The organism is Sorangium sp. So ce185, from assembly GCF_051526825.1.
Taxonomy (GTDB): domain Bacteria; phylum Myxococcota_A; class Polyangia; order Polyangiales; family Polyangiaceae; genus Sorangium; species Sorangium cellulosum_D.
On sequence record NZ_CP150316.1, the window covers coordinates 6,071,598 to 6,096,644 of the forward strand.

Here is a 25,047-nt window from a genome sequence, read left to right on the forward strand (position 1 = left end):
GGGAAAGAGGGACTCATGTCTATCTCAGGGAATTCGGGTTCGATCGATCAGCAGCAGACCAGCCTCGCGACGGCGGCCGCGAGGCAGCTCGCCACGACCACCAAGTCGGCGCCGCAGATGCAGGGCATCTCGTCGCGGTGGCTGCTCAAGCTCCTGCCGTGGGTGCACGTCAACGGCGTATACCGCGTGAACCGCCGCCTGAGCTATGCGGTGGGCGACGGGCGCGTGACGTTCACGAGCACCGGCGCGAAGATCCACGTCATCCCGCAGGAGCTCTGTGAGCTGCCGCTCCTCCGCGGTTACGAGGACGTCGAGGTCCTCACCGCGCTGGCGAACCGCTTCGTGCAGCGTGAATACAAGCCCGGCGACGTCATCTCCGAGCGCGGCAAGGAGGCCGATCACATCTGCCTCATCGCGCACGGCAAGATCAACAAGATCGGCGCGGGCAAGTACGGCGATGAGACGGTGCTCGCGGTCCTCGCGGACGGCGACCATTACAGCTACCAGGCGCTCCTGGAGACGCAGGATTACTGGACGTTCACGGCCAAGGCCGTCACGGCGGTCACGGTGCTGACGCTCCAGCAGAACGTCTTCGAGGAGCTCGTCGCCCAGTACCCGTCGCTGAAGCAGCACCTCGAGAACTTCAAGGCGCTCGCCACGAAGAAGAAGGACAACACGGGCGAGGCGGCGATCGAAATCGCGGCGGGCCACTCCGGCGAGCCCGTCCTCCCCGGCACGTTCGTCGATTACGAGACCTCGCCCCGCGAGTACGAGCTCAGCGTGGCGCAGACCGTGCTCCAGATCCACACGCGCGTCGCGGATCTGTTCAATGAGCCGATGAACCAGACGGAGCAGCAGCTCCGCCTGACCATCGAGGCCCTGAAGGAGACCCAGGAGCACGAGCTCATCAACAACCGCGAGTTCGGCCTCCTGCACAACGCCGACCTGAAGCAGCGCATCCACACCCACAGCGGCCCCCCGACGCCGAACGACATGGACGAGCTCCTCGCCACGGTCTGGAGGGAGCCGTCGTTCTTCCTCGCGCCCCCGCGCGCCATTGCGGCGTTCGGCCAGGAGTGCAGCCGCCTCGGCATCTATCCGCAGAGCGTCGAGGTGAACGGCAACCACGTCCCGGCGTGGCGCGGCGTGCCGATCTTCCCGTGCAACAAGATCCCGGTCTCGGAGACGCGGACGACCTCGATCCTGCTCGTGCGCGCGGGCGAGAAGAACCAGGGCGTCATCGGCCTGCACCACGCCGGCATTCCGGACGAGGTCGAGCCGAGCCTCAACGTGCGCTTCATGGGGATCAACGAGAAGGCCATCATGTCGTACCTCGTCAGCCTCTATTACTCGGCGGCCGTGCTGGTCCCCGACGCGCTCGGCGTCCTGGAGAGCGTCGAGATCGGACGCGCCTACGAATGAGACGCGAGCGGTAGGCGCTCCGCGTGTGCCCCGTACAAACGCGGGGGATACGCGGAGCGCTCTGCTCTCCGAAGCGCGCAGAAGGAAAGGCACATCATGGCAAACGCCGAAACACCTGGGATCGGGAACGAGGTAGAGCGTTCGAGCCTCGGGACGCTGGGGGCGCGAAAGCTCGCGACGACGACCAAGTCGCATCCGCAGATGCAGGGGATCACGTCCCGGTGGCTCTTGCGGGTCTTGCCCTGGGTCGAGGTCACGGGCGGCACGTATCGCGTGAACCGCCGCCTGAGTTATGCCGTCGGCGACGGGCGGTTGAGCTTCGGCAACGTCGGGGCGAATGTGCAGGTGATCCCGCAGGAGCTCTGCGAATTGCCGCTCTTGCAAGGCTTCTCGGACGACGCCGTGCTCGACGCCCTGGCGAGCCGGTTCATCCAGCGGGAGTACAAGCCCGGCGCGCTGATCGCCGAGCGCGGAAAACCCGCGGAGACGATCTTCCTGCTCGCGCACGGGAAGGCCCAGAAGCTCGGCGTCGGCAAGTACGGCGCCGACACGATCCTCGACGTCCTCGCGGATGGGGACCATTTCGGGGATCAGTCCGTCATCGACTCGAACGACGTCTGGACGTATTCGGTCAAGGCCGTCACGCCGTGCATCGTCCTCGAGCTGCCGCAGCGCGCCTTCGAGGAGCTGATCTCGCGATCCCCGGCGCTCCGCGCGCACGTCGAGTCGCTCAAGGAGCGGCTGAAGAAGCCGCAGGACAAGCTCGGACAGGCGGCGATCGCGATCACCGCCGGTCACAAGGGCGAGCGCGCGCTCCCGGGGACGTTCGTCGATTACGAGGCCGCGCCGCGTGAATACGAGCTCAGCGTCGCGCAGACGGTGCTCCGGCTCCACACGCGCGTCTCGGATCTCTTCAACGATCCGATGGATCAACTCCAGGAGCAGCTCCGCCTGACCGTCGAGGCCCTGCGCGAGCGGCAGGAGCACGAGCTCATCAACAACCGCGACTTCGGCCTCCTGCACAACGCTGACCTGAAGCAGCGCCTCCATCCCCGGAGCGGCCGCCCGACGCCCGACGACATGGACGAGCTCCTCTGCCGGCGCCGCAAGTCGCAGTTTTTCCTGGCGCACCCGCGCACGATCGCCGCCTTCCACCGGGAGTGCAGTCGCCGCGGCGTCTACCCGACCAGCGTCGTGCTCTCCGGCGCGAGAGTCACGGCGTGGCGCGGCGTCCCGATCCTGCCTTGCGACAAGATCCCGATCAACGGGGACGACACGAGCTCCATTCTCGTCATGCGCACGGGGCAGGAGCATCAGGGCGTCATCGGCCTCCACCGCACGGGCCTCCCCGAGGAGATCGAGCCCGGTGTCTCGGCCCGCAAGATGGAGACCGACCCGAAGGCCATCAGCTCGTACCTCGTGAGCACGTACTACTCCGCCGCGGTGCTGGTGCCCGACGCTCTCGGCGTCCTTGAGAACGTGCAGATCGGGCGGTAGGCTCGTCAGCCTCGATGACGCTGCATCTCGACCTGCTCCTCCACAACCTCGTCGCGCTGTGCATCGCGGTCGTGGTGCTCCTGCTCCTCTCGGAGCTCGTGGTCAGGCTGATCCATCGGGGCTACGCTTTCGTCTTGCGCTCGCCGACGCTGGAGCACGTCACGGCGGACGAGCGCAAATCGTTCCGGCGTCGCGTCCGTCGCCGCGCGCTCGTCTGGGTCGCGCTCGTCGGGGCCGTGCTCATCGGCGGCGCGGCGTTCGCCACGGTTCGCGGAATTCGCGCCTTCGACGTGGTGAAGAGCGCGCTCGTCGGGCTCGTCGGAGACGAGCCCGCGCTCGCCAAGACGCGGCTGTTCACCGCGCTCGGCATCGTCGTCGGCGCGCTCTTCGTCGACGCCCTCGCCCGGGGGCTCGCCGACGCGCTGGGAAAGGCGGTCGCGCGCTCGGACTGGCTGGCGAAGCGGCGCGAGCCGGTCGCAGAGGTCACGATACGCCTGCGCAAGGCGCTCCGCGTGGTCGTCCTCGGCGCCGCCGCGGTCGTCCTCACCGAGAAGCTCGCGCTCGCGCCGGGGCCCCAGCGCGCCGTATTGCTCGCCAGCTACACGCTGGGCGCGTTTTACGTGAGCCGCCTCGCGACGGGGATCGGATACCTCCTCCTCGACGTCATCTTCGACAACTCCACGAGGCTCGCCCGCGTCGAGAGCCCGCTCAGGTACCTCGGGAACCTGTCGCACCTGCTCGGGATCACGAAGCGCGTCGTCGATTATTGCGTGTACATCACGGCGGCGACGTGGGTCGCGGACGCGCTCACACCCGACACGTGGCTCTCGCAGGCGGGGCGGGTCGGGCTCCGGATCATCGCGATCGTTTATGCGAGCCGGGTCCTCGTCGAGATCTGCGTGCTCCTCATCAACGACCTCTTCCTCGGGAAGGTGGCGGAGGAGAACCCCCAGACGCTCCAGCAGCGAAAAACCCTGGTTCCTGTGGCCATGGGCTTCGTGCGGTACGCGATTTACTTCTCGGCTCTCGTGCTGGGCCTGCGCGAGGCGTCCGTCGATCCCACGCCGCTGCTCGCCGGCGCCGGCGTCATCGGCGTGGCCATCGGCTTCGGCGCGCAGACGTTCGTGGGCGACATCGTGGCCGGCTTCTTCATCCTCTTCGAGAACCTGCTCCTCGTCGGGGATCTCGTGGAAATCGGCGGCATCCAGGGGCGCGTGGAGGAGATCGGCGTTCGTATCACGAAGATCCGCGACGAGATCGGCGTGCTCCATTCGATCCCGAACGGCGAGGTGCGCAAGGTCGCGAACCATTCGCGAACCTACGTGAACGCGGTGGTCGACGTGCACGTGCCTTACGAGGAGGACGTCCAGCGGGTGCGTGAGCTCCTCGCGAGGGTCGCCGAGAAGGAGGTCGAACTGCAGACGGGCGCTCCGGGGCAGGTGGACGTCGGCGTGGAGGAGCTCAACGAGGGATCGATCGTCCTGCGTATCAGCGCGCGCGTGCCGCCCGGCAAGAACAAGGAAGTGAACGACGCGCTGCGGGGCCGCGTCGTGGAGGAGCTCTGCAAAGCTCAGGTCAGCGCGCCGCGCCCGCGCCGAGCCGTCCTCATCGACAGCACGCTTTCCGTCAAGAACCCGCCGAGGCGAGACATCGAGGAATCCGCGCCCGTCATGCCTTTCTCGCCCGCGAGCGACGACTGACGAGCGGTTCGTCGCGCGTGGTCGGGCTCATCCCGAGCATGAGCCGCGGGGATCCCGCCGGGCGCTCACTCGCCTCGCTCGAGGAGGTCCCACGTCGCGCGCACGAGCAGATCGTGCGCGGTCGTGTCGTCCTCCTCGAGGTGGGCGACGCCGATCCGGAGGGTCATCCGGAAGGGCATCGACGGGATGCGCCGGAACCGGTGCTGGCGCACCTTCTCGCCGAGCACCTTCGCGAACGCGGACGCCCGCGTCCGGCCGATCCCGGGGCGGACGATCGCGAGGAAATCGCGGCGGTACCGCCCGAGCAGCCCGCCCTCGGGCACGTAGATCCGGACCACGCGCGCGAGGTCGTTGAGGATGCGGTCGACCGCCGCCCGCCCGTGCTTCTCCTCGATCTCCTGGAGGCCGTCCACGCCGAGCAGCAGCAGGGACAGCCGCCGGGGCCGCTGCTCCCTGGCGCGCTGGACCTCCTTCTTGAGGAAGGCCCGGAGCCGCTCCTCGTGGACGACCTCGTCGAGATCCTCGTCGCGGTGCCGCGCGTCGCCCGCGAGCTTCGGCGCGGGGTCCAGGGGCTTCGGCCCGGGGTCCTGAGGCTTCGGCCCGGGATCGGGCTCGACGGCGCGGCCGCGCCGGTCGCCGAGCTCGAGGCCGCGGCGCGACTCGGGCTCGACGGCGCGGGCGCGCCGGTCGTCGAGCTCGATGCTGCGGCGCGACGACGGCGGCGGGCCCGTGGACGGAACCGGCCCAGGGGGCGGGCTCGACGGCGGGGGCGCGCCGAGGGCCTCGGCCATCAGGGTGACGGCCGCGGTGGCGCGGTCGAACCGGTCCCTCGGATCGATCGCGGTCGCCTGCTGGAACCAGGCGTCGAAGGCGGGCGGCAGCCGGACGGTGCGGCGCCGCGCGGCGCGGGCGCTCGCGGGCTCGGGCAGCCCCGCCGCCATCCGCTGGAGGAGCGCGAAGATCGAGGGCAGGACGTTGGCCTCGGTCAGCCAGTAGGGGCTGCCCACGAGCAGCGTGAAGGCCACGTGCGCCAGCGCGTGGATGTCGGCCTTCGGCCCGACGGCGCCGTCGCCGCGGATCTGCTCGGGCGCCATGTAGAGCGGCGTCCCGAGGATCGCGGTGCGGTCCGCCATGCTGCTCTGCGCCGAGATCTTCGCCAGGCCGAAATCGAGGACCTTGACGCACGGCGAGCCGTCGTCCCGCCGCGTCAAGAAGAGGTTCGCCGGCTTGAGATCGCGATGGACGATGGCCGCCGCGTGCATCTTGTCGAGCGCGCGCGCGACCTGGGAGAGGTAGAGCACCACCTCCGCCGGCGGCAGCGGGCCGCGGCGCGCCGACAGGCTCGCGAGCTCCTCGCCCTGGAGCAGGTCCATGACGAGGAAGGGCATCCCGGAGTCGGCGTCGATGCCGGCGTCGGAGACCGGGACGATGTGATCGCTCTCGATCCCGCCGGTGATCTTGGCCTCCTGGGCGAACCGGGCGCGCATGCCGGGGTCCTGGATGGATCCCGGGAGCATCACCTTGAGCGCGCGGCGGCGGTCGGTGACCTCGTCGACGACCTCGTACACCGCCCCCATCCCGCCCGCCTTGAGCGAGCGGACCACGCGGTATCGCCCGTGGAAAAGCGTGTCAGGTCGGAGCTGCGCGAGGCTCGGCGGATCCATCGGGAGATCGAGGCCACAGGAGCATAGATCGGACGGGGCCCGGGCCGGACACCGTTCGCGACGAGCGCGGCGCGGGGGCGCGGCCGTCTTCGCGATGCGGCGCACGTCGCGGGGGCGCGGATCGCGGCGGGGGCGTGGCCCTCGTCGCCGAGGCGCGGCCCTTGTCGCCGAGGCGCGGCGCTGGTCGCGGAAACGCGGCGCTCCCCGCGGAGGCGCGGGGCCCGGCGCCGCGGCCGAGTCCGCCCGGCTGCGCCACGATTGCGCCATGGACGCGAGCCGGCGTGCGGGCGACGGCGCCGTCGCGGGCACGCCGGTCGCGCTCGCTGCGGGGCAGCGGGCGGCGGAAAACTCGACGCCCCCGGCGGCCACGTGGTAGCTCGGCCGGGTGGGTTCGTCTGCGCTCGCCGTCCTCTCCGCCGCGAGGCGGAGCTCCGCAACGTGGGTCGCGGCCGTGTTGCTCGGCCTCGGGGCCGTGACCCTCGCAACCCAGAGCTGCGGCACCGCCGCCGTGGGCATCGACGCCTGCCGGCAGATCGAGACGGCCCGGTGCGAGGCCGCCGCCGCGTGCCCGGCGTGGGTCGGCTCGGCCGACGCCGACGAGCGGGTGGACGCCTGCGTCGAGTTCGTCTGGGACCAGTGCCTCCACGGCATCGAGAACGCCGGCACCGAGGACCACCCCGCGCCGGAGCCGACCGGAAGCCAGATCAAGGCCTGCGTCGACGCCATCGGCGCGACGCGCAAGTGCGCCGCCGACAACGTCGCTTCCATGGCGGAGTGCTCCGCGGCGCCGCCCGCGCACGGCGCCGACGGCGCGCTCAGCCCGTGCGAGGTGATCACCAAGCGAGCTCATGCGCTCAAGGCCTGCGCGTTCGTGGTCGACCCGACCGGCGCGGGCGACGGTGGCGGCGGCGGAAGCGCCAGTGGTGCCGGTGAAGGCGGGGGGAACGGCGGCGGCGGTGGTGGCGAAGGGGGCGGCGGCGGTGGCGCCGGCGGTGATGGTGGAGGCGGCGGCGGTGGCGCCGGCGCTGACGGTGGAGGCGGCGGCGGTGGCGCCGGCGCTGACGGTGAAGGCGGCGGCGGTGGCGCCGGCGCTGACGGTGAAGGCGGCGGCGGTGGCGCCGGCGGTGCCAGTGAAGGCGGCGGCGCTGGCGGCGCTCCTGCTCCCTAGTTCTTTCTTCGGGCCCACAGCGCGCATCTCGCTCGATCCGCTCCGCAAGCCGCCCGTCTCGACGCTCGAGTTGGCCTACTCGGCCCCCGAGTCGCACAATTCAAGCGTTGAAACGGCCCGCTCGGCACCCGAGTCGCACAATTCAAGCGTTGAAATGCCCCGCTCGGCCTCCGAGTCGCCCATCTCAACACTTGAAATGGCCCGCTCGGCACCCGAGTCGCCCGTCTCAACGCTTGCATCAAGCCTTGCAACGGCCGGGTCACGCCCCACGGCCACGGCCCCGCCTCACACGAGGGTCAGGGCCGGCGGAGGCGGCCCGCCGGCGCCCTCCCCGCGCGGGGCGGGCCGCGTTTCATGTGGCGCCGTTCCCCGGCTTGGACTAGTGCCCCCTGCCGATGGGCCGAGCTCGAGCTGGTTGTGGAACCTCGTCCGGTGCGGATCGCGAAGGCGGGCTCTCGCCGCTGCCCTGGTCCGGCCGGCGCGCCCTGGCGCTCGCCGTGCTCGCGCTCGCGGCCTGCACCAGCGGGGACAGCGACGACGACGACGACGACGGGCGGATCCAGACCTCGCTCGCCATCGACCCGCTCGCCTTCCTGGGCGACGTGCGGTGCTCGAACGAGCCGGGGGCGATCCGCAGCTACGTCGCCACGCTCACGGACGAGAGCGCGGAGGGCGGTCCGTTCACCCTCCCCTCTTCGCCGCCGGTCCCCTGCACGTCGCGCGTGTCGTTCACCTACGTCGTCGAGGGCCACGAGTACACGGCCAGGATCGACGGCTACGCGCAGTACGCCGAGGAGCTCACCCCCGTCGGCGACGAGACCTCCGGGAGCCCCCACATGCTCGTCGACGGCGCCCAGGTCGCGCCGCGCTGGACGTGGGCGTGCCCCGGCCCCGACGCCGCGGACGACGCCGGCAAGCTCGTGGCGAAGACGGGCGTCAACGTCGTCGTCCAGGGGTGCGCCGCGGTCTCCCGCCCCGACGACACGCAGCGCGCGGCCATCGTGCTCGACCCGGCGAGCGCGCTCGGCGCGCTGCGGTGCGGGGCCGGCGACCGGGAGATCGCGTCGTTCGACGTCCTCCCCCAGGGCGGCGCGCTCCCGCCGGTGCTCGGCGTCGGCTGCCCGCCGGCCGAGCCCATCGTCTACGACCTCGGCGCCGCCCCGGCAGGGGCCCACGTCTTCCGCCTGGAGGCGAAGAACGCCGCGGGCGCTCTCCTGTTCGGGTCGAGCTGCTTCGCCGCGGCGAGCGCGGGCGTCACATCGACGGCGACCTGCGACCCGCTGTCCGACGCGGGAGCGCTCGAGCTCGACCTCGGCGCGCTCCTCGAGGCGGAACAGCTCGCCTGCGGGGCCGGCGCGGCCAGCTACACGGCGACCGAGCCGCTGGCCGAGGGCGAGCGGCCCGAGGCGGACGCGCCCCCCTACGTCGGCCCGGTGCCCTGCGGCGAGCGCGCGCTCCTCTCGGCCCTCCCGCCGGGCGCGTACACGACGGACGTCAACGTGCTCGACGCGCAGGGGGCGCCGGTGCTGTGCGCCGATTGCAGCGGCGAGGTCCGCCCCGGCGCGACCACGCGCGCCGCGTGCGTGAGCCGTCACGCCGGGGCGTGCGCCTCCCCTTGACCGGAGCGACGTCCAGGGGCCGGCAAACCCTTTGCGCCGGCCTGCCCCTTGGAGTACCTGAACGCATCCGTCGCATCCCCTGAACAGCGCGGGTCATGGGCGAGCGGCGGAGGCCGGATTCGACCTCGTCGCTCGCCGATCGAGGCCTGAGACGCCTCTGCCGCCCCGCTCGACGCTCGAGCCGCGCTGGGATGGGCCTCTACGACGGGGCCGCGCGCGCCGCGCTCGCCCCGCGCCTCGGGTGCAGATCCCATGGAAGAGACGTCGAACATCCAGCAGAAGGTACCGGTCAGCATCCAGGACGAGCTCCGGACGAGCTACCTCGACTACGCGATGAGCGTGATCATCGGCCGCGCGATCCCGGACGTGCGCGACGGCCTGAAGCCGGTGCACCGCCGGATCCTCTACTCGATGAACGAGCAGAAGATCGGCCCCACCGGCGCGCACAAGAAGTGCGCGCGCGTCGTCGGAGACGTCCTCGGCAAGTACCACCCCCACGGCGATCTCGCGGTCTACGACGCGCTCGTCCGCATGGGGCAGACCTTCAGCCTGCGCTACCCGCTCATCGACGGGCAGGGCAACTACGGCTCGGTCGACGGCGACTCGCCCGCGGCCATGCGGTACACGGAGTCGCGCCTGTCCCGGATGGCGGTCGAGCTGCTCGCCGACCTCGACAAGGATACGGTCGACTTCGTCCCGAACTACGACGACTCGGAGCTCGAGCCGAGCGTGCTGCCGGCGAAGTTCCCGCAGCTGCTCGTCAACGGCTCGGGCGGCATCGCCGTCGGCATGGCGACGAACATCCCGCCGCACAACCTCGGCGAGATCATCGACGCGACGATCGCCATCATCCGCAACCCCGACGTCACGCTGGAGGAGCTGCTCCACCTGGTGCCGGGCCCGGATTTCCCGACCGGCGGCCTCATCTACGGCAAGAGCGGGATCGTGCAGGCGTACACGACCGGCCGCGGCTCGATCACGATGCGCGGGCGCAGCCAGGTCGAGAAGACGATGAAGGGCGACCGCGAGCAGCTCGTGTTCACCGAGATCCCCTACCAGGTGAACAAGGCCCGGCTGGTCGCGAAGATCGCCGAGTGCATGAAGGAGAAGCGCATCGAGGGGATCAGCGAGGTGCGCGACGAGAGCGACCGCGAGGGGATGCGGATCGTCGTCGAGCTGAAGAAGGACATCTTCCCGCAGGTGGTCCTGAACCAGCTCTACCGGCTGACGGATCTCCAGGCGACGTTCGGGGTCATCAACCTGTCGATCGCGAACGGGCGCCCGGCGGTGCTGAGCCTGAAGGACACGCTCTCGCACTTCATCGAGCACCGGCGCGAGGTGGTGACGCGGCGCTGCCGCTTCGAGCTGCGGCAGGCCGAGTCGCAGCGCGAGCTCGTCGAGGGGCTCGGGATGGCGACGAGCGACATCGATCGCATCGTCGCGACGATCCGGGCCTCGAGCGACACGGACGAGGCGCGGGAGAACCTGCAGCGGCTGCCGCTCCGCGGGCTCGGCGAGTTCCTGCGGCGCGCCGGCCGGCCTGAGCCCGAGTGCGCGGAGGCCGACACGCGCGGCGACTACTTCCTGTCGGAGCGGCAGGCCAAGGCGATCCTCGAGATGCGGCTGTCGCGCCTGACCGGCCTCGAGCGGGAGAAGCTCGCGAAGGAGTACGGCGAGCTGTCGCAGACGATCGAGCGGCTCCGGGCGATCCTCGCGGACATGGGGCTGCTCATGAACGTGATCGTGATGGAGCTCGAGGAGATCAAGGCGCGCTTCGGCGACAAGCGGCGCACCGAGATCGTGCCGGCCGAGGCCGAGATCCAGATGGAGGACCTGATCCAGGAAGAGGACATGGTCGTGACCATCTCGCACGCCGGCTACCTGAAGCGGACGCCGACCTCGACGTACCGGGCGCAGCGCCGCGGCGGCAAGGGGATGGTGGGGATGGAGGCGCGCGAGGAGGACTGGGTGAGCCAGCTCTTCGTGGCGTCGACGCACTCGTACGTCTTCTTCTTCAGCGACAAGGGCAAGGTCTTCGTCAAGAAGGTCTACGAGATCCCGCAGGCGCCGCGGAACGCGAAGGGCCGGGCGATCGTGAACTTCGTCGGGATGGAGCCGGGGGAGAAGGTCGCGGCGATCACGCCGGTGCCGAGCTTCGACGGCGAGACGTTCGTGGTGACGCTGACCCGCCGCGGGCAGATCAAGAAGACGGCGCTGAACGAGTACGAGAACTACCGGGACAAGGGGATCATCGGGGTCCGGATCGAGGAGGGCGATCAGCTGTTCACGGCGGCGCTCACCGACGGCAAGCGCGAGCTCGTGATCGCGACGCGGAGCGGGATGAGCATCCGCTTCCCCGAGGATCAGGTGCGTCCGACGGGCCGCGCGACGATGGGCGTGAAGGGCATCGAGCTCGACGAGGGCGACGTGGTGGTGGGCCTCGGCGTGAGCGGCGACGGGCGCGACCGGGTGCTGGCGGTGTGCGAGCGCGGGTACGGCAAGCAGACGCCGCTCGAGGAGTTCCGGCTGCAGAGCCGCGGCGGCAAGGGCGTGATCCTGATCGACGCGAGCGAGCGGAACGGGCCGGTGGTGGGCGTGGCCATGGTGAGCCCGAGCGACGAGGTGCTGATCGTGACCGACCGCGGGCAGATGATCCGGACCAAGGCGAGCGAGATCCGCGAGACGGGGCGCAACGCGCAGGGCGTGCGGATCATGCACGTGGGGCAGGACGAGCGGGTGGTCGCGGTCGAGGCGTTCGCGGCGGACGCGACGGAGGGCGAGGACGGCGGCGGGTCGACGCCGCCGGCGGCGGCCGACGGGACCAACGGGGTCGCGGACCACACGGGCGGAGACGGGGGCGGAGAGGTCAACTAGAGCGGTTTTTCGCTGGGACTGACACATCGTCCTCCAACCCTCGTCTTCCGTCTTCGCTCTTCCGTCTTCCGTCTTCGCTCTTCCGTCTTCCGTCTTCGCTCTTCCGTCTTCGTTCTTCCGTGCGCGTGCGCGTGCGCGATTCCCCAGAGTCAGCGCGCACGCGCACGCGCACGAAAGACGAGCACGGAAGACGAGAGACGGAAGACGGAAGACGGAAGACGGAAGACGGGAGACGAGAGACGGAAGACGAGAGGCCTTCAAGGCGCAGCGGCCGGCGCGGGTCGGCTCTCGGAGCGAGGCACGCGCGCGACGGCGCCCTGGCCGACGAGCTGCGCGAGCTCGGTCACGTGATCGTCCGCCGCATTCATCGCCGCGAGCGCGTCGGCGAGCCGAAGGACGTACTCGACGTTGGAGCCGCTCGGCCCGTGAGACGCGAGCACCTGCGCGGCGATCTCGGAAAGCGGCGCCTCGCCTAGGTAATCCGGGTTGTCGGGCGTGGCCACGTACACGATGGCCGCCCGAGGCGCGCTCTCCGCGTGCGCCTCCTCCGCCAGGGTGAGCGGCACGTCGCAGCGCGCATATCCGCCCTTCTCGCGGTGGTCCAGCGCGCGGAGCACCTCGTCCACGTCGCCAGCGGCGACCCGATAGGCCATCCCCCAGCAGCGCGCCAGAGGCGCAGGGACGAGCGTGACCACCCGGCCCGGCGCCCCGGGAACACCCCGGTGATCGGTGGAGCCCTGCCAGAACCGGCGCGCCCAGCCGGTGATGTACCCGGGCGCCATCCGCTCGAATCGAAACGCCGGCCGCCAGATCAGCGAGCCGTAACCGAAGATCCAGGTCTCGCGATGCACGAGACCATCCTATCAAACGCCGCCGCCCGCCAGAACCGCCGCGCTCGCCTGGAGGGCTCCCGCCGAGCGGCCTGCATGGGCCGCTAGCGGAGATCCTCCCGGATGTTCCCCACCGAGCGCTGGATCAGCTGCTCCAGCGCCTCGCGGCTGCGGCGCTCGTGCTCGGCCGCCTCCTTGGCCCGCCGCTCCTCGGCGCTGGCCCTGGCCTCGGCGTCGCGCGCCCCGCTCTCGGACGCCCGCGCCATGTCGCGCGCCGCCCGGGCGTCCCGGGCCGCCTTCCGCGCTTGCTCGGCCGCGGACTCGGCCCGGTACCGCGCCTCCTCGGCCTCCTTCTGCAGGACCTCCGCCAGCCGCCGCTGGTCCTCCGTGTTCCTCCGGGCCCGCTCGGCGGCCTCGCGGGCCGCCCGCTCGTTCGCGAGCGCCTGCTCGAGGTTGTACTCGGTCTGGCGGATCTCCTCGAGCTGCGCGGTGATGACCTGGTTCTGGCGGACCACCTTGATGATCCCCAGGGCGGCCATCGCGACAAGCAGGGCGAGCCCCGTCATGGTGCCGGCGATCAGCGTGCGCCGCCGGCGCTTCGCCTGGCTCGACAGCCGGAGCACGGCGTCGAGATACCGCTGCTCCCGCTCGGGCAACTGGCCCTGATAATAGTACCTGTCGCGGAAGCGGCGCGCCTCCTGGGCGATCTTGCCGCGCCACAGGGTGTCGTCGGCGCAGCCGCTCGACTCCCACTGCCTCGCCGCCACGCGCAGCTTGTCGAGGAACGCCGCGTCCTTCTGGTTCTCGTCGAGCCAGCGCTGCAGCGTCGGCCAGCGCTCGATGAGCGACTCGTGCACGATCTCCACGCGGCTGCCGGCGTCGTCGCGCCCCGTCTCGACCGCCAGGAGCCGCGCGTCCGAGAGGACGTGGACCACCCCCTCGATCTCGTCCGGCTCCCCCGGCAGCTCGCGGATCTCCCGCAGGCTGGCGATGGCCCGCGTGCGCTCGGGCGTCACGAGACGCTCGAACACCGCCCGGCAGAGCTTCGCCTGGCGCACGCTCATCCCCGCCAGCACCGTGTCGGCGTGGCTCGCGAGCGTGCCGGCCACGCCGCCGATCGCCTCGTAGCTCGCCCGCGTCAGCAGCCGGCGCTCGCGATCGCGCAGATCCCACCACCGCGCCGCCATGAACTGCAAGAGCGGCAGCGCGCCGCGGGTCGTCTCCAGCACGTCGAGGATGTCCTCGACAAGCGCCGGGTCCTCGATCCCGTACCGCGCCGCCTGGACGGGCCGCGTGAGCGCCTCGCGCAGCCCGGCGCGGCCGATGGGCGGAAGGACCACGAGCCCGCGCGTCACCGCCGCCATGAAATGCCTGTCCTCGGCCACCCGCTCGATGAAGTCCGACCGCATCGACAGGATGACGCGCAGGGGCGATGACGCGTCGTCCGCGACGCCCCCGAGGCACGAGAGGAACGCGGCGCGCTCGCCGGCGTCGCACGAGAGCGTGTAGAGCTCCTCGAACTGGTCGACGAAGAGCACGACGCGGCGCTGCTTCCGCGCCGCCCACGCGCGCAGCTCGGCCCCGAGGTAGCCCGGCTCGGCGCGCAGCCGGTCGACGAGCATGCGCCCGCGCGACGCGTCGCCGCCCTGCGGCTCCGGCCGCTCCGAGCCGCCCCTCGTCAGCAAGGAGGGGTGGCTGAGCAGCTCGGCGAGCGCCGCCATCGGCTCGCGCCCCGGCCGGAGGATGAGCGACTCCCACCCTCCGCCCGATCGCTTGAGCGCCGGGACGATCCCCGCCCGGACGAGCGACGACTTGCCCACGCCCGACGCGCCGACGATCGCGAGGAGCGGCTGGCTGCGCAGCCGCGTCACCATCCTGGCGACGTCCTCGGCGCGGCCGAAGAAGCGATCCGCGTCGGCCTCCTGGAACGCCGACAGGCCCGCGAAGGGGCTCTCGTCGGCCCCGAGGACGATCTCGAGGCGCCCTGGCAGGAGCGGCAGGAGCTCGGCGAGGAGCTGCTGCGCCGAGGCGGTGCGCTCGGCCTTCCGCTTGCGGAGGCAGCGATCGATGATCCCGCCGAGCGCGCCGAGCTCCGGGCGCGCGCCGTCGAGCTCGGGCATGGGCTGGTCGAGCAGGGCGACCTGCATGAGGCTGTGCACCGTCACGGGCGCGAGCGGGTGCGCGCCGGTGACGAGCTCGTAGAGCATGATGCCCACGGCCCAGATGTCGCTGGCGTGATCGATCCCCTCCCCGAGCCACTGCTCCGGGGACATGTACGGTATCGTCCCCATCATCGCGCCCTCGCGCGTCAGGGTGGTGCGGAGCGAGATGGGCGCGCGATCGACCGGGCCGGCGACGTCGGTGTCGAGCAGCTTGGCGATGCCGAAGTCGAGCACCTTGATGGCGCCGGACGCCTCCAGCATGATGTTCTCGGGCTTGAGATCGCGGTGGACGATGCCGAGCTTGTGGGCGCACGACAGGGCGCGCACCACCGGCACCATCATCTCCACGGCGGCGCTCGCCGACACCGGCGCCGTCGCGACCGTCTCGTCCGCGCCGGCCGGCCGGCGCTGATCCATCCACGCGCGGAGGCTCTGGCCGTCGATGTACTCGAGCACCATGTACGGATATCCGTCGTGCTCGTTCACATCGTGGATCGTCACGATGTTCTCGTGCTTGCAGAGCGCGGTGGCGCGGGCCTCGACAAGGAACCGCTGGAGTCTGGCGCCGGTGAGGCTTGTGACGACCTTGATGCCCACCAGGCGCCCCAGGCGGACGTCGCGGCCGAGGAAGACGGTGCCCATGCCCCCTCGGCCGAGCTCGCGAATCAGCTCGTAATGGCCGATGAGGGTCCCGGCGCGGATGGCCGGACCGGCGGCCTGCCGGCTCGACACGGGCGGGCCGGAAGGCTCCTGCGCCGTCGAGGATCGCCGCAGCGGCCCCGTCCTGCTCGCGGGGCTCTCCTCCGGGCGCGGCGCGGGCTCGGTGGGCCCGAGAGGCGCCGCGCCGAGGACCGGGGATTCCGTCGTCGAGGCGCTCGCCAGACCTGCCCCCGGGCCCGGCGACAGGGTCAGCGTCTCCTCCCCGCGAAGGCCGTGCTCCTCGGTGCCGGTCACTTCCCGCGAGGATACCCCAGGGACTCCGCGTTTCACAATGTCACTGGCCGTTGACATCGAGAAATCCACCAGGGACACGCGCGCTGTCGCGTCGAGCGCGTCGAGCGCGTCGAGGGACTCGAGAGGGAGTCGATAACGTGCGATCCGCCGGCGAGGCGGAGCGCGAGCGCCGCGGATTCTCGGCCTGTCATGGAGTCTGTTCCTTCGACAGCCCTCCTCCGCGCCGAGCGCGGGCGCCAGGGCGCTCGCGGCCTCGATCGATGTCTGTGGCCGGCGGCGGGCCGCGGCGGCGCGACGGAGATGGGCAATGCCAGGTACGTTGGGAGCGGCGCCGATCTCCCTCGGACCGCCGCTCCCCGCCGCTGGCGCTCACCCCTCGAGCAGCTCGAACCGGATCCCCGCCGCCTGCAGCCGCTCGATGAGCCGCTCCCCCATCGCCACCGCCGGCGTGAGGACCCCGGCGCGCGCCGGCAGCCGCGCGCGGTCGAACGCCATGCAGAGCGCCGCCTCGGCCACCATCTTCGCCGTCTCCGAATAGCCCGGATCGCCGCCGCTCACGCGCGTCACCACCTTGCGCGACGCGCTCTTGCCGTGGAAGGTCACCTGGAACCAGCCGCGCGCCCGCTCCTCGGCGCTCGGCCCTTCCCCCGGGCTGCGCACCTTGCGGAGCAGGTCCCGCGTCGGCCCCACCTTGGCGAGCGCCGCCACGGCGCCGAAGCCGGCGATCCCGATCACGAGCTGCAGCCCGGACTTGACCTGCACGTAGTGCCCGTACTGGAAATCGGGGCCGTAGACGTCGAGCTCCCGCGCGCTCCGCAGCACGATCTCGGGGTCGATGCTCGGCAACGGGCAGACCCAGGCGCGCAGCCCCTTCTCGTAGCGGATGCGCCCCTTGAGCCCCTGCGCCTTCCGCCCGCCGCACGCCTCCTCGGAGCGCGCCCCGCGCCGCCTGCGGCCGCCGCGCGCCATGGCCTCGAGCACCGACTGCCACGTGCCGCCGGAGAAGCTGCCGTGCGCGCGCACGACGCCCTCCACCGCGATCGGCTCGCCCGCGGGGAGCTTCGTCACCGTGAAGAGCGCGCCGAGGTCGTGCGGGATGCTGTCGAAGCCGCAGCAGTTGACGATCTTCACGCCCGCCGCGCGGGCGGCCTCGTGGTGGCGCGCGAGGAGGCGATCGACGAACTCGGGCTCGCCGGTGAGGTCCGCGTAGTCGGTGCCCGCGCGGATGCACGCCTCGACGAGCGGCTCGCCGCGGCTCGAGTACGGGCCCACGGTCGTGATGACCACGCGCGCCTGGCTCGCCATGCGCTCGAGCGACGCCGCGTCCTCCGAGGTCGCCTCGATGACGCCCACGTCGGCGCAGGCCGGATCGATCGCCTCCAGCGCCGCCTTCACCTCGGCGAGGCGCCCCGCGTTCCGGCCGGCGATCGCGAAGCGGGCGGGTCGCTCCGAGGCGTCGTCCCGGGCGGAGGCCTCCTTGCCCCGGGTGGCGAGATACTCGGCGACGAGGCGACCGGTGAAGCCGGTCGCGCCGTAGACGATCACATCGTACGTGCGGTCGAGGGTCATGGGGGGAGCCTTGATACCACGACCGCGGGCGGGAACGTCACCGTCGGCACCACGAGAGAGAAGGCGGGACCCAGCCGCCGAACGAGCGCTCCAGGTGCTGCGCCACGGCGATCGTCACATGATCGTTGCCGTGGATCGCCGCCACCTGGACGCCGAGCGGCAGCCCGTCGGCGTTGAGGCCGAGCGGGACCTGCGTCGCCGGCATCTCCATGACGTTGAGCACCGCGGTGTACGTCCACTGGAAGGGCGGCAACAGCGGCGCGTAGTGCCGCGGCGCGGGCCGCGGGTACGACGGGTAGAGCATCACGCCCCGCTCGCCGATGCGCGACACGAGCTCGGCGCGGAGCGCCTCGCCGAGCTCCAGGGCGCGCGCGATGCGCGAGGGGACGAGCCGGCCGACGTCCTCGAGCAGCGTGAGCCCGAGCGCGGGCAGCGTGTGCGCCGAGCGGCGGAGCGACCAGCGGGCGAGCTCGCGCGGCAGGCTGACCGGGCGGCCGTCCCCGAGCAGCGCGCGGAACGTGACGCCGCCGGCCACGCCCAGCATCGCGGTCCAGATGTCGAGCGCCCGCGCGAGGAGCTCGATGCGCGCCTCGCGGACCGTGGCCCCGCGCGCGGCGAGCGCCTCCACCGCCCGCCGCTGCGCGGCCAGGAGATCGTCGCTCACCCGGCGCACGCCGTCGTGCTCGACCGAGAGCACCGTCAGCCCGCCGAGGTCGACCGAGGCCGGGTCGCCGAGGGGCAGCGGCGCGCAGGTCGGATCGCGCGCGTCGGGGCCCGCGAGGACGCGGAGCACCGGCATGAGGTCCTCGGCGCGCCGCGCGATCGGCCCCGAGGTCATGTAGCGGAGCCCGCGCTCGCCGGGCAGCGGGAACTGGCCCGAGGTCGGCACGAGCCCGCCGGTCGGCTTGTGGCCGAAGACGCCGTTGAAGAACGCGGGCATCCGGATGGACCCGCCGATGTCCGAGCCGAGCCCGATCGGGGCGCCGCCCGCGCCGACCACCGCGGCCTCGCCGCCCGAGCTGCCGCCCGCGGTGCGCGCCGGGTCGTAGGGGTTGTTCGTCCGGCCGTAGAGCCGGTTGTTCGTCTCCATCCACATGCAGAGCTCCGAGACGTTGGTGACGCCGAGCGGGATGAAGCCGGCGGCGCGCATGCGCGCGACCGTCACCGCGTCCTCCGTCGCGCGCACGCCGGCGCGGGCGACGAGCCCGGCGGAGTTCGGCATGCCCGCGACGGCGAAGCTCTCCTTGATGGAGCACGGGACCCCGAGGAACGGCGGCGCCGCGGCGGCGTCGCCGCGATCGAGGAGCGCGTCGGCGGCGCGCGCCTCGGCGCGGGCGGCGTCGAACCGGTCCGCCACCATCGCGTTGAGCGTCGGGTTCACGCGCTCGATGTGCCGGATATGGGCCTCCACGACCTCGGCCGACGTCACGGCCCGGGCGCGGATCAGCGCAGCCAGCCGGGTGGCGGAGAGCAGGAGCAATGGATCTCGTGAAAGCATGGGCGTGGGTGCGATAAGGGATCAGGCGCGGGACGGCGACCCGGGTCAAGAGGCCGCCTCAGGGCCCGACCATGGCCCACCCGCCCTCCCCGGCGCCAGCCGCGCGTGGCCCTCGCCGCGCGCGCGCCGCGCGCCGCCCTCCCCGGGCCCCGCCGCCGCCCTCGCCGAGCGCGCGCCGCCCCCGCCGCTCCGCGCCGCCCCCCGCAGCGCCCCGCCGCGGCCTGCGCCGCTGAGCGCGCCCGCACGGCGGCGCGGCGGCGCGCGGACCACCGCCGCCCGCCTATTCGCCCGCGGCGGTCGCCCCCGCGGCCGCGCCCTGCGCCGGCGCGGCCGCGACCGCGCGCCCCCGCGACCGATGCGGGAAGGCCCACCGCACGGCCCCGGTGATGAGCCAGTCGACCCCCCCGCGGCTGTCGACCTGGACGCCGGGATCGACGTACACCTGCACGCGATCGCTGAGCTCTGCGCCGACCTCCAGCACGCTCGTCGACACGACGCGGGGCGCGCCGCGGTGGTTGAACTGGAAGCTCTGGTCCGGGCTCACCCAGAAGCCGCGCGGCAGCTCGACGATCGCGAAGGGCCGCACGAGCGACGTCTGGATGTCGTCGCGCAGCGGATCGCCGCCGAACGAGACCGCGTGCTGCAGCTGCAGCCCCAGCCGCGCGGGCCGCGCCACGCGGACGTACGCTTGAACGAGGGGCGCGACCTGGTTCTTGCCCGAGCCCAGCGCGGGGCGCGTCGCCGAGTCGAGGATGAGATCCGAGCCGAGGACGAGCGCGTACCGCGGCGTGCCGATCGCGCGGACGAGCGGCCGGATCAGGACGTCGCCGAGCCCCGCGTCGCGCTGGCCGTCGACCCCGCTCACGACCGCGAACGGCACGTCCGCGCGCAGCGAGAAGCTCCTGTCGAAGGCGTAGTCCCCCCGGATCACCGCGGCGTTGAAGAAGCCGCTCTTGCCGCGCGAGACGAAATCGTCCCGGACCTCGATGAACGTGCTCAGGTTGGCGGCCGCCGGCGCCTGCGTCCGGGGCGGCGCGGCGCCGCGCGGCCCCGGCCCGGGGCGCGACGGCGCGGGGCGCGTCGGCGCGGGCTGCAGCGGCCGCGCGGGCTGGGCGCTCGCGAGCGCCGCGGGCTCCGCGCGTCGCGCGGGCTCGACGCGATCCGCGGCGGCGCCGGCCCGCGCGCTGCACAGCGCGACGAGCCCGATCGCGGCGGGAGAGACCGCGCGGCGGCGCCGGCGACCGCAGGGCGAGATCGTTCGACTGGCAGGGCGCGCCTGCGCCACGCGATGCGCTTGCATGGCGGTTCCATGGTGGAGCCGCGCGAACCGGCGGCAGTCGGTTCAAGGCAGCACTCTGCGCTTCGGGCGCGCACGAGACGAGGTCCGGTGTTTGCTCACACCTCCCCTGGGGCTCCGGCAGCGGCGCCGCATCCGCTCGTCTCCGCGCGCTCCATGCGACGCGCTCGGTGCGCGCGATGCGCTCGGTGCGCCTCGCAGGGCCCGCCGCGCGCCGCGATCGAGCGACGCATCCCTGCACACTGCGCGCGTCCGCGTCGCGCAGTCGCGCCGTCTCAACAACAGCGGCGCATCTAGAGCGGCGCATCGGCGAGCGACGCGGACAGCGCGCGTTCGTGCGGAACGTCACGCGCTCGCCGCGGACGTGCGCGAGCAAAAAAAACTGCACGAAACACCGCAGAAACAAGCGATCTGTAAAGAAACAACTTGACGCGACGCAGCAGCTCTGCAAGCTAGAGGCACTCACGCTATGCAGAAGTCGACGTGCACCGCCAGCGCCCACGCCTCCGGCGATGGGACCCCCGCTGTGAAGCTGGTGCACCGCGCTTCGTCGGCGACCTCGGCGGCGCGCTCGCTCGTCGTCGAGGGCGGCGTGTCCGTCGGGCTCCTAGCGGGCCTAGCCATTCCTGCGCTCGTCAGCCTAGTCGACGTCGTCGGGCTGATTCGCGTCGGGAACGGGTGCGGGCCGCCGCTCTGAGCTGAGCAGCATGGAGATAGGCCCCCGCACCGAGAAGGTCCGGGGGCTTTCGTTTTTCTGGCCTGTGGGTTCACGAAGAGCAGCCGTCGTCAAGGAGGATCAGGTGAGCAAGGAACATTCGAGGAAGAATCGCGAGGACGCCTCGAGCGAGGCCGTTGGCCAGCGCATCGCGGAGCTCGCAGAGCTCGTCGCCGCGGGCTGTGGGATGCCCGTCGCGTCGAGCGCGGTGCGCGAGGAGTTCGAGGCGCTCGTCGACGAGATCCGCGCGCGCGCGAGCCGCGGCGCCGTCCGCGCGCCCCAGCGCTCCTCGACGCACCTGAAGGGCGCGCGCCCGGGCGGCGCCGCCGAGGCCTCGTTCGAGTTCCACTCCGACCCGCCCTCCGCGCGGCCCGGCGCGGCCCCCGCCGCGGGCTCGTCGCGCGTCGTGTCGCTCGACGACGCGCGGCGGGTGCTCGACGCGATCCGCCGCGAGGAGAGCAGCGGCGGCGGCCCGCGGGAGGACCTCCAGCGCGCGATCGCCTAAATTGCCGAGCCTCTGAGAGACGGCGGAACCCGCGGCCACGGCGCCCACGGCGCCACCTTCCACCAGCATGACTCGATCGGAGTCGAGACTATGAAACGAACCGGCGCACAGATTATCTGGGAAGTCCTCGTCCGCGAAGGCGTGGACGTGGTCTTTGGCTACCCGGGCGGCGCGATCATGCCCGCCTACGACACGATCCTCGGCTACCCGATCCGCCACGTCCTCGTCCGGCACGAGCAGGGCGCGGCGCACATGGCGGACGGGTACGCCCGCGCCTCGGGCAAGGTCGGCGTGGCGGTCGCCACCTCGGGCCCCGGCGCGACGAACCTCGTCACCGGGATCGCGACGGCGATGCTCGACTCGTCGCCCATCGTCTGTATCACCGGGCAGGTGTCCTCGAAGCTGCTCGGGACCGACGCCTTCCAGGAGACGGACATCACCGGCGTCACCCTGCCCATCACCAAGCACAACTACCTCGTGACCGAGGTCCAGGACATCGCCCCCGCCATCCGCGAGGCGTTCTACATCGCGCGCTCGGGCCGCCCGGGCCCGGTGCTCGTCGACATCACCAAGGACGCCCAGCAGGCGTCGATGGACTTCGAGCTGCCGAAGGGCGAGGTCCGCCTGCCCGGCTACCGCCCGGGCTACCACGCCGTCCAGACGGACATCGAGAAGGCGATCGAGCTCATCGACGAGGCCGAGCGGCCTCTCATCCTCGCCGGCCAGGGCATCGTCCGGGCGGAGGCGACGCGCGAGCTCCTCGCCTTCGTGGAGAAGACGGGCATCCCCGTCGCGTCCACGCTGCTCGGCCTCGGCGGCTTCCCGGCGACCCACCCGCTCAGCCTCGGCATGATGGGCATGCACGGCGAGGCGTGGGTGAACACCGCCATCCAGGAGGCCGACCTCCTCATCGCGCTCGGGATGCGCTTCGACGACCGCGTGACCGGGAACCTCAAGACCTACGCGGTGAAGGCGAAGAAGATCCACGTCGAGATCGACCGCTCCGAGATCAACAAGAATGTCAAGGTCGACGTCGGCCTCGTCGGGGACGTCCGGGACACGCTCCTGTCGCTCATCCCCGGGTGCAAGCAGCGCAACCGGAGCGGCTGGATCGAGCGCATCACCACCCTGAAGGGGGACTCGGCGGTCCGTGACATTCAACAATTGCCGTACCACGACAAACTGTACGCCGCGCACGTGATGCACGACCTCTGGCGGCTCACCGACGGCAAGGCGCTTGTGGTAACCGACGTCGGCCAGCACCAGATGTGGGAAGCGCAGTACTACAAGCACGATCACCCGCGGAAGCTCATCACCTCCGGCGGGCTCGGCACGATGGGCTTCGCCCTGCCGGCGGCGATCGGCGCGCGCTTCGCGAAGCCGGACGACGAGGTCTGGGTGGTCGTGGGCGACGGCGGCTTCCAGATGACCGCGTGCGAGCTGTCGACCTGCGCGCAGGAGGGCATCAAGGTCCACGTGGCCATCATCAACAACGGCTACCTCGGCATGGTGCGCCAGTGGCAGGAGTTCTTCTACAACCGGCGCTACTCGGCGACCCCGATGCGCAGCCCGGACTTCGTGAAGCTCGCCGAGGCCCACGGGCTGACCGGCATCCGCGTGACGAAGCGCGAGGAGATCGCGGGCGCGGTCGAGCGCGCCCGCGCGACGCCGGGCACCGTGGTCGTCGACTTCCGCGTCGAGCAGGAGGACAGCGTCTACCCGATGGTCCCCGCGGGCGCCGACCTGAACGACATGATCCGCCGCCCGAGCCCCATCCTGGAGACCGGGGAGGATCCGTGAACGCACCCGTAGAGGCGCGCGCCCCGAGCGCTCGATCCGACGCGAGCGCCCGCTCGCTGGACGAGCGGGGCGCGTCCGAGCGCGTCGCGGCCGCTGCCGGGCGCCCCAGAGACAAGAGGGACTTTCAAGAGGCATCCATGGATCGACCCATCCTGCGCACGTTCATCGCCTACGTCGAAGACCGCCCCGGCGTGCTCAACCGCGTCGCGTCGCTGTTCCGGCGCCGCGCGTACAACATCGAGTCGCTGAGCGTCGGGCGCACCCACATCGCCGGGGTCTCGCGCCTCACCCTGGTCCTCGAGGCGGACGAGGACGGGGCGCGCCGCCTGGAGGCGAACCTGTACAAGCTGGTCAACACCCTCTGGGTCCGCGACGTCACCCACACGGCCTCGGTCGCGCGCGACCTCGCGCTGATCAAGGTGAAGGCGAACGCGACGACCCGCGCGCAGGTGCTCCAGCTCTGCGAGGTGTTCCGCGCGCGCACCGTCGACGTCGCCCCCGAGGCGCTCACCATCGAGATCACCGGCACCGGCGACAAGATCGAGGGCCTGCTCGACGTGCTCCGCCCGTTCGGGATCATCGAGATGGTGCGGACCGGGATGATCGTGATGACCCGCGGCGCCGAGGAGGCCGAGGCCAGGCTCGACACCGTGCTGCCTACGCGCGCGAGCGACAGCAGCGCGCCCTGATGACGGATGACGTGAAGGACGGGAGCCGCGAGGTGCGGATCCCTGTTGAAGGAGAGTGAGATGGCGAAGATTTTTTATGATAACGACGCGGATCTGTCGCTCATCCAGAGCAAGAAGATCGCGATCGTCGGCTATGGCTCCCAGGGGCACGCCCACGCGCTGAACCTGCGCGACAGCGGCGCGACGGTGATCGTCGCCCTGCCCGAGGGCAGCAAGAGCCGGCCCAAGGCGCAGGCCGCGGGGCTGCAGGTGGCCACGGTGTCCGAGGCCGCGAAGGCCGCCGACGTCATCATGATCCTCGCGCCCGACACGTCGCAGGCCCGCATCTACAACGAGCAGATCGCGCCGCACCTCGGCCCGGGCAAGACGCTCATGTTCGCGCACGGGTTCAACATCCGCTTCAACACGATCACGCCCCCCGCGTCGGTCGACGTCACGATGATCGCGCCGAAGGGCCCCGGGCACCGGGTGCGCGAGACGTACGAGGCCGGCGGCGGCGTCCCGGCCCTGCTCGCCGTCCACCAGGACGCGAGCGGCAAGGCGGAGGCGCAGGCGCTCGCCTACGCGAAGGGCATCGGCGCGACGCGCGCCGGCGTGCTCCTCACGACGTTCGCGGAGGAGACCGAGACCGACCTCTTCGGCGAGCAGGCGGTGCTCTGCGGCGGCGCGAGCGAGCTCGTGAAGGCCGGGTTCGAGACGCTCGTGAACGCCGGCTACCAGCCGGAGATCGCGTACTTCGAGTGTCTGCACGAGCTCAAGCTCATCGTCGACCTCATGTACCGCGGCGGCCTCAACTACATGCGGTACTCGATCAGCGACACCGCCGAGTACGGCGACTACGTGTCCGGCCCGCGCGTCATCACCGACCGCACGCGCGAGGAGATGAAGCGCATCCTGGCCGACATCCAGAGCGGCGAGTTCGCGCGCAAGTGGATCGCGGAGAACGAGGAGGGCCGGCCGAAGTTCGAGGCGACGCGGGCCAAGGAGCGGGAGCAGCGGCTCGAGGTCGTGGGCGCCAACCTGCGCAAGATGATGCCGTTCATCGACCCCGTCACCATCAAGCCCGGCGACTGAGCGTCTCCAC

The 25,047-nt window shown here is 71.9% G+C and carries 17 protein-coding genes and 2 pseudogenes; 11 read left to right on the forward strand and 8 right to left on the reverse strand.

Annotation, left to right across the window (positions count from 1 at the left end):
• Positions 1-15 precede the first annotated feature (15 nt).
• The 3 genes from WMF26_RS22170 (at position 16) to WMF26_RS22180 (ending at position 4,619) form a co-directional block, all read left to right on the forward strand.
• Positions 16-1,422, forward strand: coding sequence for a family 2B encapsulin nanocompartment shell protein (locus WMF26_RS22170; RefSeq protein WP_438001955.1), 1,407 nt, complete (start codon positions 16-18; stop codon positions 1,420-1,422).
• 96 nt (positions 1,423-1,518) lie between these two features.
• Positions 1,519-2,919 (forward strand): family 2B encapsulin nanocompartment shell protein, encoded by a 1,401-nt coding sequence (locus tag WMF26_RS22175; RefSeq protein WP_438001956.1) that lies wholly within the window; start codon positions 1,519-1,521, stop codon positions 2,917-2,919.
• A 14-nt stretch (positions 2,920-2,933) separates the two neighbouring features.
• A complete protein-coding gene (locus WMF26_RS22180; RefSeq protein ID WP_438001957.1) occupies positions 2,934-4,619 on the forward strand; it encodes a mechanosensitive ion channel family protein in 1,686 nt (561 codons plus the stop codon).
• Between the two features lie 65 nt (positions 4,620-4,684).
• Here WMF26_RS22180 and WMF26_RS22185 read toward each other — a convergent pair whose 3' ends face one another.
• Positions 4,685-6,223: a protein kinase domain-containing protein gene (locus tag WMF26_RS22185; protein WP_438001958.1), complete on the reverse strand. Its 1,539-nt coding sequence runs from the start codon at positions 6,221-6,223 to the stop codon at positions 4,685-4,687.
• A 445-nt stretch (positions 6,224-6,668) separates the two neighbouring features.
• Between WMF26_RS22185 and WMF26_RS22190 the strand changes: the two genes are divergently transcribed.
• From WMF26_RS22190 to WMF26_RS22205, 4 genes and pseudogenes are all read left to right on the forward strand, one after another.
• Positions 6,669-7,451, forward strand: a complete 783-nt coding sequence (locus WMF26_RS22190) for a hypothetical protein (protein WP_438001959.1) — start codon at positions 6,669-6,671, stop codon at positions 7,449-7,451.
• 395 nt (positions 7,452-7,846) lie between these two features.
• Complete coding sequence (locus WMF26_RS22195) at positions 7,847-9,070, forward strand: hypothetical protein (RefSeq protein ID WP_438001960.1); 1,224 nt, start codon at positions 7,847-7,849, stop codon at positions 9,068-9,070.
• Between the two features lie 252 nt (positions 9,071-9,322).
• A complete protein-coding gene (gene gyrA / locus WMF26_RS22200; RefSeq protein WP_438001961.1) occupies positions 9,323-11,944 on the forward strand; it encodes a DNA gyrase subunit A in 2,622 nt (873 codons plus the stop codon).
• A gap of 29 nt (positions 11,945-11,973) precedes the next feature.
• Positions 11,974-12,066, forward strand: a pseudogene (locus WMF26_RS22205) (hypothetical protein); the annotation flags it as partial.
• Positions 12,067-12,116: 50 nt separating this feature from the next.
• Here WMF26_RS22205 and WMF26_RS22210 read toward each other — a convergent pair.
• The 7 genes and pseudogenes from WMF26_RS22210 to WMF26_RS22240 form a co-directional block, all read right to left on the reverse strand.
• Positions 12,117-12,197 (reverse strand): annotated as a pseudogene (locus WMF26_RS22210) (hypothetical protein); the annotation flags it as partial.
• A gap of 4 nt (positions 12,198-12,201) precedes the next feature.
• Positions 12,202-12,795, reverse strand: coding sequence for a gamma-glutamylcyclotransferase (locus tag WMF26_RS22215; RefSeq protein ID WP_438001962.1), 594 nt, complete (start codon positions 12,793-12,795; stop codon positions 12,202-12,204).
• A gap of 83 nt (positions 12,796-12,878) precedes the next feature.
• The gene (locus tag WMF26_RS22220) at positions 12,879-15,890 is read right to left on the reverse strand and encodes an nSTAND1 domain-containing NTPase (protein ID WP_438001963.1); all 3,012 of its coding nucleotides are present in this window, start codon (positions 15,888-15,890) and stop codon (positions 12,879-12,881) included.
• Positions 15,891-16,259: 369 nt separating this feature from the next.
• Positions 16,260-17,459, reverse strand: a complete 1,200-nt coding sequence (locus WMF26_RS22225; RefSeq protein WP_438001964.1) for a saccharopine dehydrogenase family protein — start codon at positions 17,457-17,459, stop codon at positions 16,260-16,262.
• 37 nt (positions 17,460-17,496) lie between these two features.
• The gene (locus tag WMF26_RS22230; protein WP_438001965.1) at positions 17,497-18,957 is read right to left on the reverse strand and encodes an amidase; all 1,461 of its coding nucleotides are present in this window, start codon (positions 18,955-18,957) and stop codon (positions 17,497-17,499) included.
• Between the two features lie 280 nt (positions 18,958-19,237).
• Positions 19,238-20,257 (reverse strand): hypothetical protein, encoded by a 1,020-nt coding sequence (locus tag WMF26_RS22235; protein WP_438001966.1) that lies wholly within the window; start codon positions 20,255-20,257, stop codon positions 19,238-19,240.
• A 459-nt stretch (positions 20,258-20,716) separates the two neighbouring features.
• Entirely contained in the window at positions 20,717-20,878 is a 162-nt protein-coding gene (locus tag WMF26_RS22240; RefSeq protein WP_437339035.1) for a hypothetical protein, read from the reverse strand.
• Positions 20,879-21,054: 176 nt separating this feature from the next.
• On the opposite strand from WMF26_RS22240, the gene WMF26_RS22245 reads away from it, so the two are divergent.
• The 4 genes from WMF26_RS22245 (at position 21,055) to ilvC (ending at position 25,037) form a co-directional block, all read left to right on the forward strand.
• A complete protein-coding gene (locus tag WMF26_RS22245) occupies positions 21,055-21,474 on the forward strand; it encodes a hypothetical protein (RefSeq protein ID WP_437948175.1) in 420 nt (139 codons plus the stop codon).
• A 90-nt stretch (positions 21,475-21,564) separates the two neighbouring features.
• Positions 21,565-23,274, forward strand: coding sequence for a biosynthetic-type acetolactate synthase large subunit (gene ilvB / locus WMF26_RS22250; protein ID WP_061623367.1), 1,710 nt, complete (start codon positions 21,565-21,567; stop codon positions 23,272-23,274).
• A 137-nt stretch (positions 23,275-23,411) separates the two neighbouring features.
• Positions 23,412-23,963, forward strand: coding sequence for an acetolactate synthase small subunit (gene ilvN / locus WMF26_RS22255; RefSeq protein ID WP_061623366.1), 552 nt, complete (start codon positions 23,412-23,414; stop codon positions 23,961-23,963).
• A 60-nt stretch (positions 23,964-24,023) separates the two neighbouring features.
• A complete protein-coding gene (gene ilvC / locus WMF26_RS22260; RefSeq protein WP_061623365.1) occupies positions 24,024-25,037 on the forward strand; it encodes a ketol-acid reductoisomerase in 1,014 nt (337 codons plus the stop codon).
• Positions 25,038-25,047 lie beyond the last annotated feature (10 nt).

Coding starts and splice junctions, on each gene's coding strand:
- WMF26_RS22175 (WP_438001956.1), top strand. CDS start 1,519: ATGGCAAACGCCGAAACACCTGGGATCGGGAACGAGGTAGAGCGTTCG.
- WMF26_RS22170 (WP_438001955.1), top strand. CDS start 16: ATGTCTATCTCAGGGAATTCGGGTTCGATCGATCAGCAGCAGACCAGC.
- WMF26_RS22180 (WP_438001957.1), top strand. CDS start 2,934: ATGACGCTGCATCTCGACCTGCTCCTCCACAACCTCGTCGCGCTGTGC.
- WMF26_RS22225 (WP_438001964.1), bottom strand. CDS start 17,459: ATGACCCTCGACCGCACGTACGATGTGATCGTCTACGGCGCGACCGGC.
- WMF26_RS22235 (WP_438001966.1), bottom strand. CDS start 20,257: ATGCAAGCGCATCGCGTGGCGCAGGCGCGCCCTGCCAGTCGAACGATC.
- ilvN (WP_061623366.1), top strand. CDS start 23,412: ATGGATCGACCCATCCTGCGCACGTTCATCGCCTACGTCGAAGACCGC.
- WMF26_RS22240 (WP_437339035.1), bottom strand. CDS start 20,878: ATGGCTAGGCCCGCTAGGAGCCCGACGGACACGCCGCCCTCGACGACG.
- WMF26_RS22230 (WP_438001965.1), bottom strand. CDS start 18,957: ATGCTTTCACGAGATCCATTGCTCCTGCTCTCCGCCACCCGGCTGGCT.
- WMF26_RS22195 (WP_438001960.1), top strand. CDS start 7,847: ATGGGCCGAGCTCGAGCTGGTTGTGGAACCTCGTCCGGTGCGGATCGC.
- gyrA (WP_438001961.1), top strand. CDS start 9,323: ATGGAAGAGACGTCGAACATCCAGCAGAAGGTACCGGTCAGCATCCAG.
- ilvB (WP_061623367.1), top strand. CDS start 21,565: ATGAAACGAACCGGCGCACAGATTATCTGGGAAGTCCTCGTCCGCGAA.
- ilvC (WP_061623365.1), top strand. CDS start 24,024: ATGGCGAAGATTTTTTATGATAACGACGCGGATCTGTCGCTCATCCAG.